Here is a 10171-nt window from a genome sequence, read left to right as displayed (position 1 = left end):
CGTGCTGCGCTGGTTCGAGCCGCCGGAGCGCGGCGTCGCCATGGGCCTGCGCCAGGTCTCCTTCACGTTGGGCATGGCCGTCGGCGCGTTCGTACTGCCGCCGGTCGCGCGGGCGCACGGCCTGCCCGGCGTGCTCACCGTCTGCGCCGCCGTCAGCCTGGTGGCCGCCGTGCTGGCCGCGCTCTTCCTGGCCGAGCCGCCGCACGAGCTCGCCGGGTCCGGGTCGGCGCCGGTGGGCACGCCGTACCGGCAGCCCGCCTTGTGGCGGGTGCACGCCACCAGCGCCCTGCACGTGGTGCCGCAGATCGTGGTCAGCACGTACGGCGTGACCTGCCTGGTGCGCCTGTACGGCTGGGACAGCGTTGGGGCCGGGCAGTTGTTCGGGGTCGCGGCCATCGGCGGGGCCGCGGTACGCATCGCGGTCGGGCGCTGGTCGGACAGGACCGGCCTGCGCATGCGGCCCCTGCTGCTGATCACCGTCGCCAATCTGGGCGTGCTCGTGCTGCTGGTCGCCGGCACGCTCGCCGGTACCTGGCTCGGCCCTGCCATGCTCGCGCTGGCCGCGGTGATGACCGTGGCCGGCAACGGGCTCGCCTACCTCGCTGCCGGCGAGCTGGCCGGGCCCGCCTGGGCGGGCAGGGTGCTCGGCACCCACAACACCATCCAGAACACCGTCTCTCTGGTCGCCACACCGCTGGCCGGCGTGGTGATCGAGCACGCGGGGTTCGGGGCGGGCTTCGCGGCGGGCCTGGCGTGCGCGCTGCTGTCGTTGCCCGTCATCCCCTTCCGTGGTGAGCGCCCGCGAGGGTTATGAGTCGCGTCGCAGCCACACCGCCGTGTCGGGTGGCAGCAGGCCCCGCTTTAGCGGTCCGCTCGACAGCAGCACGGCATCGTGCTCAGGCAGGTGCACCGGTCCGAGACCGCAGTTGATGGCGCAGGTCAGCGAGCCACGGGTGAAGAAAAGCGCACCTTCGGGAGAATCCAGCCACTCCAAGGTATAAGGAATTGATCTGCCCAGGTCACGGCGGCAGGCCAGGGCCCGGCGGTAGAACTCCAGCGTCGAGCCGGCGTCCCCCTCCTGCTTCTCGACGCTCAGCTCCGCGAACGTGGCGGGCTGCGGCAGCCACGGCTCGACCCCGCCGGACGAGAACCCGTACGAGGGGGCGTCCACCGTCCACGGGATCGGCACCCGGCACCCGTCGCGCCCGGGCAGCTCACCCTTGGACTGGAAGAAGACCGGGTCCTGCCTGGCCTCGTCGGGCAGGTCGATCACCTCGGGCAGCCCCAGCTCCTCGCCCTGGTAGAGGTAGGCGGAGCCGGGCAGCGCCAGCATCGTCAGCAGCGCCGCCTTGGCCCGAGCGAGGCCGGCCCCCGGATCGTCCGCCTCGTAGCGGGTGCGGTGGCGTACGACGTCGTGGTTGGACAGCACCCACGTCGCGAACGGCACGGCGGCCAGTGTGTCGTCGATGACCTTCTTGAACGCCGTCGGCGACCACGGCGCCTGCAGCCAGGCGAAGTTGAAGCTCTGGTGCAGCTCATCGGGGCGCACGTAGAGGGCGAGGTCCTCGGAGCTGTCCGTCCACACCTCGCCCACGGCCATCCGCTCGCCCGGATAGCCGTTCAGGAGCCTGCGCCAGTCGCGGTAGACGTCGTGCACCTCGGGCTGTCCCCACACCGGCGAGACCGACTTGAACGACTGGTCGCCCACGTCGGGCAGCCCCTCGGCCTTGTAGAGCCCCATCGCCACGTCGATGCGGAATCCGTCGACGCCCCGGTCCAGCCAGAACCGCAGGATGTCCAGGAACTCGGCGTGCACCTCCGGATTGCGCCAGTTGAAGTCAGGCTGCCCGGGAGCGAAGAGATGCAGGTAATACTGCCCGTCCGCCACCTTCGTCCAGGCCGGTCCGCCGAACGTGGACTGCCAGTTGTTGGTGGTGTCGCGGAAGATGTACCGGTCGCGCCGCTCGCCCCGCAGCGCCGCCTGGAACCAGGGATGCTCGGAGGAGCTGTGGTTGGGCACGACGTCGACGAGCACCCGCAGCCCGTGGTCGTGCGCGTCGGCGACCAGGGACTCGAAGTCGGCCAGCGAGCCGAACAGCGGATCGACGTCGCGATAGTCCGCCACGTCATAACCGCCGTCGGCCATGGGGGAGGGGTAGAACGGCGTCAGCCAGATGGCGTCGATCCCCAGCCGCTGGAGGTACGGCAGGCGCTCGCGCACCCCGGCCAGGTCGCCGACGCCGTCTCCTGAGGCGTCGGCGAAGCTTCGAACGTAGATCTCGTAGACGACGGCATCACGCCACCAGGGGATATCCATGTGGCGTGTCATGCCCGTTATGTAGGTGAGTTCACCAGGCTGTGGGCCGCGTAGACCAGATAGTCCCAGAGCCTGGTCTCCTGCTCCTCCGGCAGATCGAGCGAGTCGACCGCGTCACGCATGTGCCGCAGCCACGCGTCCCGCTCGGGTTCGCCGATCACGAACGGCATGTGCCGCATGCGCAGCCTGGGGTGGCCGCGCTCCTGGCTGTAGGTGTTGGGCCCGCCCCAGTACTGGATCAGGAAGCCCCTCAGCCGCTCCTCGGCGCCCGTCAGATCGGGCTCCGGGTAGAGCGGCCGCAGCAGCGGGTCTTCCGCGACCCCCTCGTAGAAGCGGTGCACGAGGCGCCGGAAGGTGTCCTCGCCCCCAACGGCGTCATAGAAGGAGGTCTCGCTCACGTTCATACCCTATGCGGTGGCGACCAAGGCGATGCCGGCGGAGTCGATCGCCGCCTTGACCCTGATCCTGAGCTCTCTCGACACCTCCGCCTGCGCCGAGGGGAGAGTCTTGGCGGAGATGCGGAAGACCAGCGAGCTGTCGGACAGCTGCTCCACGCCGAACACCTGCGGCTGCTCCACGATCTTGCTCTCGCGGAACTCGGAGTCGGCCCAGACCTCCTCCGCCACGTGCTCGAGCAGCACCCGCACTTTCGTGACGTCGGTGTCGTAGGGCACCGGTACGTCGACGTAGGCGCGCGACCATCCCTGCGACTCGTTGCCGACCCTGGTGATGGTGCCGTTGCGGACGTACCAGACGCGGCCGTCGACGTCGCGCAGCCTGGTGACCCGCAGGGTGACCGCCTCGACCGTGCCGACCGCGGCGCCCGCGTCGATCACGTCGCCGACGCCGTACTGGTCTTCGAGCAGCATGAACATGCCCGCGATGAAGTCCTTGACCAGCTCCTGCGCGCCGAAGCCGATGGCCACGCCGAGAATGCCGACGCTGGTCAGCAGGGGCGCGATCGGGATCGTCAGCCGGTCGAGCACGGTCAGTACCGCGGTGCCGAGGACGACGATCGAGGCGACGTGCTTGAGCACCGAGCCCATGGTCTCGGCCCGCTGCTTGCGCCGTTCGTGCAGCAGCGCGTCGATGCCGTCGGGGGCCGCGTTCTTACGGAACCTGTTGGTGATCGACCCACCTGTGGCCGCGCGGTTGACCACTCTCGTGATGACCCGGTGCACGAGATTGCGGAGCACGAACGCGAGCACGATGATCAGGACGATGGTGATCGCGCTGGCCACCAGAGGCGCCCAGGCCGCGTTGTCAAACAGCCCGACGAACGTAGAGCAGATCGCGTCGTTCTGGCACGTCGCGCCCATTGCCTGGGTCATCTTGTCCACGTCCGACAGGACCGTCGGGAAAGCGAGTGGTGGCAACTGTGTCACCAGCGGTAGCACTGGGTGGATCCCCCTCCGGAAGCGGTTCGGTCGGCTGCTTGGACCGTTTCGCTCCAAAAATACAGCCGGCCGGACCGCCCGCCGTCACATCACGCCGGGGAAGACGGGGTTGCCCGCTCTCTGGGCCGCGGAGGGAGAGAGTGGACGCTCCGATGACGGACGGCTCGAGACGGGACACGCACCCGGAAGCATGTCCCGTGCCGGTTCCGGGAGGGATCCCCCGAACACCCGCCCGGCGGACCGGGCGGGTGGCTCTTGCGCGGGCGCGGCACGCTGGGCCGCGCCTGGGCCGGAACCGGCGGGGCGACCAGGGCTCCGGCATACGGGAACCCTCCGCACCGGCCGCCCCGCCGGCTCCGTTGACGCCGTCGTGGGTGCGGTGAGCCGTGGTGGCTGCGCTCCACCCGGGTCACCGCGTCGTCACTCCCCCACGGCGGCCAGCACGCGTGCGACCTTCGTGGCCGCCCCAGCCGGGTCGTCGGCCTTGTGCATCCGCTCGCCCCAGGACCAGCAGTACCACCAGTCCTGCATGTCGGATGTGCTCGTGGACCGACAGGTGACGTTCTCCGACAGGCTCGTCGCGTTCGGGTTGATGACCCGGGCGAACGTGCGTCCTCCCTGTGTCTGGACCACTCGCGCGAGCAGTCCGTGAGTGCCGAGTTCTGACACGAGACGCTTCAGATGCTCGAAGTTGTCGTCCCCCACCGTTAGTCCCCTCCCTCTTCGGGAATCTGGCTGGTGCGCCAAAGATGGCTCATGTCAACGGCGCGCGCAACGGTGGTCCCCCGCTCACAGGGAGTTGCTTCTACCTCATGGGTTGTAAGAAACAGTCCCTCGGAGGACGATCCTTAACCGTAGGCTTGGGCACGGGCGTTTCCATCCTGCCGACATTGGTTCACACTCATGGGTAGGCGCACAGCGACGTGGACGCTACGCTGAGTCACCAGTTGTGGACCGGTCGAGACACGCGCGAGAGGGGCCGGGATGGCCGGCAGACAGCACAGGGAAACGGAGATAGCCCGGCGGATCAGAGCCAAGGGCCTGGCCGCCGGGCGGACTTCTGCCCAGGTAGCTGACGAGATCCATGAGCAGTGCACGTCACAGTTCGGCACCAGCCGCATCAAGGCACACCGCCTTTCCTACGGCATCGCGTTGGCAGACGTCGTCGAGCAGATCAGAGCCCTGTTCGAGCGTGACGACAAGTCGATGCCCGGCATCGGCGAGACGTTGCTGTCCGCCTACGAAAGCGGTCTCAAGCGCCCAGGGCCCGAATACATGCACTACCTGTGCACCGTCTACCGGGTCGAGCCGCATGAGCTCGGCTACGACGGGCCGTGCATCTGCGGCCGCGGACACCGCCTGGCGCTGGTGTCCGGTGTCGAGGTCAAGGAGCGGCCGTTATTGCCGACGGAGCGTGAGCTGCTGCTCAAGCCGATGGTCACGGAGCCGGAGGCCGAGGAGGACGAGAACATCCTCCGCCGCACGCTGCTCAACCTGCTCAACCCCGAGTCCCGCTTGGTCACCACGCTCGACGGGCCCATCCTCGGCGCCTGTGAGGGCATCAGGCGCCGGATGGACGAGACGCTCGTGTCGGCCACCGTGTCGGCCGCGATGCTCGACCAGTGGGAGGAGGCCACGCTCAGCTTCGGCCGTCAATACACGACAACGGCCCCGCTGCGGCTGCTGTGCGACGTGCTGCTCGAAATGAGCGCCGTGCGTACGGCGATGTCCCGCCGCCAGCCCATCGACCTGCAGGACCGCCTTCTGAGGATGGCGGCCCAGCTGTCGGGACTGAGTGGCATGATCATGATCAATCTCGGTGACCACCGGCTGGCCCGCTCCTTCTTCAGGACCGGGCGCACCGCGGCCGACGAGACGGGCGACCGCGCGCTACGCGCGTGGATCACCGCCCGCGAGTCGCTCGTCCCCCTCTACTTCGGGGACGCCCGCGAGGCGCTCAACCTGGCGAAGAAGAGCCGCGACCTCGCCGGCTCCACGCCCTGCCCCGCGCAGGCCATGGCGCCGGTCGTCGAGGCCAGGGCGCTGGCCATGCTCTCCGGCCAGGAAAGCAAGAAAGAGGTCGTCGACCAGGCCAAACGCGCGCTGGCCCGGGCCAGGAACGCCTTCTCCCACATGCGGACGGAAGACCAGGAAGACATGGCCTTCGGCTACACGGAGAAGCAGCTCTACTTCTACCAGGGCGACGTGCTCACCAAGCTCGGCCAGACGCTGGAGGCCGAGGTGGTGCTCGACCAGGCGCTGGAGAAGTACGAGGACCACATCCTCGACCAGACGCTGATCCGGCTCGACCAGGCCCAGTGCCGTCTGATCGACGGCGAGCTCGACTCCGCGCTGGACATCGGCACCCGGGCGCTGCGGATGGTCAGTGACGAATATCTGACCGACTTCATCATGCGTCCCGCCCTGGCGCTCGAACAGGCGATCATGGCGCGTGACGCCAACCATTCCAAACTCGAGGAGTTCAGGGCCGAGCTGCGTCGGCCCAGGGCCCAGCTGAAGGCGGGCGGTGCATGACGTTGGAGATCCGGCGCTATCGCTGGTCCGATCTCGACACCATTCTCGCGCTCCACCGGATCTGCCTCGCCGAGGTGGGACTGATGCCGGGCGACGGCGTCTACTACGACGACGACTTCCCGCGCATCCAGGAGATCTACGTCGCCTGCGGCGGCGACTTCCTGGTCGGCGAGGTGGACGCTCGGGTGGTCGCCATGGGCGGCCTGAAACCCGTCGACACGTGCACTGCCGAGATCTGCCGGCTGCGAGTCCATCCGGAGCACCAGCGGCGCGGCTTCGGCGCGGCCATGCTGCACGCGCTTGAACAGCGCGCGGCGGAGCTCGGCTTCGAGCGCCTCAGAGGCGACACCACGCTCAACCAGGGGGCCGCGCTGGCGCTGTACGAGCGCCGGGGATGGCGCGAGCTCTCCAGACAGCGGGTCGGTGATCTGACCGTCGTCTACGGTGAGAAACGGTTGATCCCTCCCGCGGTCATCGAACTCTAGAATCCCTCCTCGCACGGGCCCCAACCTCACCCCTCCGGGGCCGTGCACCCATCTTCCCCGGTGACCATTCCCGGCTCTCCCGGCGTGTTCTCCCGCCGGGGCTTCTTCCGTCACCTGCCGCATCGGGCGGTGACTGCCGTTTCTAAAACGGCCCCGGATATGGATGTACGAACCCGCGGGTGAGGCTCTTAACACCGAGTTGTAGAGGAACCTCACCGGCTGCGCCCTGTACATCTGCGGCTGCGAATAGTAGTGAGATGCTTTTGCCATGGCAGTCGTGCCCGCTCCCCGCCCCCTTACGGGAGCTGTGCTTCTGTTGTTCGTCAGCGCCGCTTGGGGGTCGGCGTTTCCGCTGATGAAAGATCTCATCCACCGGTTAGCGGTCGAGGATCTGCTCGCCGAGCGCTACCTGATCGCCGCACTCACGCTCCTCCTCATTCGGCCGGGCTGCCTTCGGGGGCTGCCACGTAAGACGTGGATCAACGGGGTCGTTCTCGGGGTCATGTTCGGGGCCGGACAGTCCGGTCAGGCCATCGCGCTGCACAGCCTGCCGTCCTCCCTGTCCGGCTTCGCCGTCGGCTGCGGCGTGGTGATCACGCCCATCTTGGCGCTCGTCGTGTTCAAGGCGAAGGTGCAATGGCGGATCTGGGCCGGGGTCGTGCTCGCGCTGGCCGGCATGACCGTGTTCACGCTGCTGCGCGGAGTGGAGGATCGCGAGGTCTCCGTGCTCGCGCTCGGGGTCACGCTCACCGCTGCCGCCCTCTACTCCGGCCACACGCTGCTGCTCGCGCAGCTGTCCAAGCGCGGGTCGGGCTTCCACGCGTACGCGCTGACCGTGATCCAGCTCTTCACCATCGGCCTTCTCACCGGAGTCGTCGCCGTGCGTGACGGGTTCGCCGTGCCGTCGAGCGGCCCCGACTGGCTGATACTCGGGCATCTGGCCGTGGTGTCGTGCGCGCTGGGGTTCCTGGCCCGCTCGTACGGGCAGGCGCACGTGCCGGCGGTGCCGAGCGCGATCCTGATGTCGTCGCAGCCCCTCTGGGTGGCGGCGATCTCGGTGATCTGGTTCCACGAGCAGGTGGGCTGGAGCATGATCGTCGGTGGCGGCTTGATGGCCGGCGCGATGCTGCTCGCCCTCCCCTCGAGGACCGCCTCCCTGGGGCAGGAGCGCTCCCAGGGCAAGCGGGACCTCCTCGCCGTCACGGCGCGGGCGACCAAGGCGCTGGCCGACCTGAGGATCAAGCGTGTAGATCAGCTGCGGTTCCCCGGCGGTCCCGCCCCGTACATCGACAAAAGTGCCTGTATGAACACCGGGTCGTGCCCCTGGCACACCCGCTCGCTCAAGGGCGGTGCGGAGCCCAGCCTCGAGCGGCTGATCGAGCGGGCCACGGTCATCGTGCGGGCTCGGGGCCTGCCGGGGGTGGGGTGCTGCCAGTCGGTCACGTTGCTCGGGCGGTGCCTATGTGACTTGATGGAAGAAGCCGAGCAGGCCCGGACGAAGGCATCGCCCCGCTGGTTTCGTTCCCAATAGGTTAGAAGTGACAATCAAAAGGCCAGCGCTTTTTATCCTTTGACCTCTCACTTATTCACCATAAAGCTTGATATTCGGCGGGGTGCCCTAATAATGGTGAATTAACCCCAATGGAGAGGTACGTCATGAAGCGCATCGTTGTCCGCAAGCCAGGCACCGCGCGGCTCGCAGGGAGCTCCAGCGTCATTCACAAGGGGTGACTGAGGCGAGGTCCCATCTCAGGGTGCAGGGCGAACCACCCGCCCAAGGGAGGGCCGCGCGGCTGATGACGCCGTTGATCGACGGACATCGCCGGCCGCGCGGCCCTTACACTGTCGCCGCCGCCCTGCTGCGTCACCTGGTGCCGCGGGCTCTGGAACGGGACGGTGACCTGGTGGCGGCCCACGACATCGAGATCCGGGCAGCGGCGCCCGAGCTGGCTGATCTCGTGCCGGCCAGGCGGGTCACGATCGACGCCGGCCTGTCCGACGACGAGCGCATCCTCGTGCCCGCGCCCCGCCGTACGCTGCGGCTGGCCAACGGGCTCGCGGAGTTCTTCCGTGACGCCGTACACCCCGGGGAGGCGATCGCGGTGTGCAACGGCGCCGAGGCGGACCCGACGGACACCGAGCTGCTCGACGTCATGATGCGGCGCATCCCGCCCGAAACGCTCGCGATCACGTTGTACTCCGGCGGCCCCGAGCCCCCGCCCGACACCCGTGGCGCGGACGAGCTGTGGGCCCTGGTGGACCGGTGCATGCGCGACGGCTTCCTGTACGCCGCCGCGGAGCTGGGGGAGCGCGGCATGTCGCGGACCGAGCCGGGCGGCGAGCACTGGTGGCGTTTCGCCCAGCGCACCGCGACCGCGCTCGGTGGCCTCGGCCGCACCGACGACGCCCGGGCGGTGTGGGACCGGGTGCGCTCGGCCAGCCAGGACCCGGCCATGCACGCCGCCAGCGCGTACGGCACCGCCATGCTCGACGCCCGCGACCCCGACCCCGCGCGTCGCGACCTGAGCAGGGCAAGACGCTGGATCAACGAGGCCATCGCCATCTCCAGCCTGCTGCCAGAGCCCTTGGACCGGGCGTTCAAGCTGGGCTTCGACCGCAACGGCCTGGCGCTGATCGAGCTGCGGCACGGCCGGTTGGGCGCCGCCCTGTCGCTGGTCGAGTCGGCCATCGAGCTGGCGGGCGAGCTGGGGGAGCGGCATCCGCTGCACAAGATGGTGCTGCTGGCCAACCGGGCGCAGCTCCTGGCCGCTCTCGGGCACGTCAAGGAGGCGCTGGAGGATTACACGGCCGCGATCGCGCTGGATCCCGCCTTCCCCGACTACTACCTGGAGCGGGGGAACCTGCTGTTCAAGCTCAGCCGGCACGAGGAGGCCCTGGCCGACTTCGAGCGGGCCATACGGGCCGGGCCGCCGCTGCCCGAGGCCTACTACAACCGGGCGGAGCTGCGTACCGTGCGGGGGGACATCGAGGAGGCGCTGGCCGACCTGGCCCGGGTGATCGAGCTCGATCCCGCCTACCTGGACGCGTACATCAACCGGGCCGGGCTGCTGGCCGCCGCGGACCAGGACGAGGAGGCCAGGGCCGACGTCGCCGCCGGGCTCGTCCTGGCGCCGGGCAACCCGCACCTGCTCACGGTGCTGGGACAGCTGGAGACGGCGGCGGGGCGGCTCGGGGAGGCGCGGGAGGCGCTGGAGCTGGCCGTCGAGCGCGCGCCCGGGCTCGCGGCCGCCTGGGGGAACCGGGGGGTGCTGCGGTACGCGGCCGGGGATCTGGAGGGAGCGGTGGACGACCTTTCCCAGGCCATCGAGCTGCAGCCCGAGCCGCCCAAGGCCAGGAACGTGTCGTGCATCATGATCGCGATCGAGAAGACCACGACGGTCAAGCTCAAGAAGCCGATCGGCAAGCGCAAGATCGTG

General features: G+C 69.0%; 9 protein-coding genes. 5 read left to right on the top strand and 4 right to left on the bottom strand.

The features are described 5' to 3' along the window. Positions 1 to 814 (top strand): MFS transporter (locus tag AB0J09_RS43040; RefSeq protein ID WP_360704531.1); only part of this gene is annotated, 814 nt, incomplete at its 5' end. Here AB0J09_RS43040 and AB0J09_RS43035 read toward each other — a convergent pair. The 4 genes from AB0J09_RS43035 to AB0J09_RS43020 form a co-directional block, all read right to left on the bottom strand. Then, entirely contained in the window at positions 809 to 2317 is a 1509-nt protein-coding gene (locus AB0J09_RS43035; RefSeq protein WP_360704528.1) for a glycoside hydrolase family 13 protein, read from the bottom strand. The genes AB0J09_RS43040 and AB0J09_RS43035 overlap by 6 nt on opposite strands. A gap of 17 nt (positions 2318 to 2334) precedes the next feature. Then, positions 2335 to 2715 (bottom strand): globin, encoded by a 381-nt coding sequence (locus AB0J09_RS43030; RefSeq protein WP_360704525.1) that lies wholly within the window; start codon positions 2713 to 2715, stop codon positions 2335 to 2337. Between the two features lie 9 nt (positions 2716 to 2724). Next, entirely contained in the window at positions 2725 to 3702 is a 978-nt protein-coding gene (locus AB0J09_RS43025) for a mechanosensitive ion channel family protein (RefSeq protein WP_360704522.1), read from the bottom strand. 432 nt (positions 3703 to 4134) lie between these two features. Beyond that, positions 4135 to 4419 carry a hypothetical protein gene (locus AB0J09_RS43020; RefSeq protein WP_360704519.1) on the bottom strand — a complete coding sequence of 95 codons (285 nt, stop codon included), beginning with the start codon at positions 4417 to 4419 and terminating at the stop codon, positions 4135 to 4137. 279 nt (positions 4420 to 4698) lie between these two features. Between AB0J09_RS43020 and AB0J09_RS43015 the strand changes: the two genes are divergently transcribed. The 4 genes from AB0J09_RS43015 to AB0J09_RS43000 all read left to right on the top strand — a co-directional run. Further along, positions 4699 to 6249, top strand: a complete 1551-nt coding sequence (locus tag AB0J09_RS43015; protein ID WP_360704516.1) for an XRE family transcriptional regulator — start codon at positions 4699 to 4701, stop codon at positions 6247 to 6249. Further along, positions 6246 to 6734 (top strand): GNAT family N-acetyltransferase, encoded by a 489-nt coding sequence (locus tag AB0J09_RS43010; protein ID WP_360704513.1) that lies wholly within the window; start codon positions 6246 to 6248, stop codon positions 6732 to 6734. Before AB0J09_RS43015 ends, AB0J09_RS43010 begins: the two co-directional genes overlap by 4 nt. 268 nt (positions 6735 to 7002) lie before the next feature. Beyond that, positions 7003 to 8265, top strand: a complete 1263-nt coding sequence (locus tag AB0J09_RS43005) for a DMT family transporter (protein ID WP_360704510.1) — start codon at positions 7003 to 7005, stop codon at positions 8263 to 8265. A 265-nt stretch (positions 8266 to 8530) separates the two neighbouring features. After that, on the top strand, positions 8531 to 10171 hold a 1641-nt coding region (locus AB0J09_RS43000), incomplete at its 3' end, for a tetratricopeptide repeat protein (protein ID WP_360704507.1).

It is taken from the genome of Nonomuraea sp. NPDC049784 (genome assembly GCF_040659615.1).
In the GTDB taxonomy this organism is placed as follows: domain Bacteria; phylum Actinomycetota; class Actinomycetes; order Streptosporangiales; family Streptosporangiaceae; genus Nonomuraea.
Note: the sequence above shows the minus strand (reverse complement) of the source record. Positions and strands in the feature narration are given on the sequence as shown.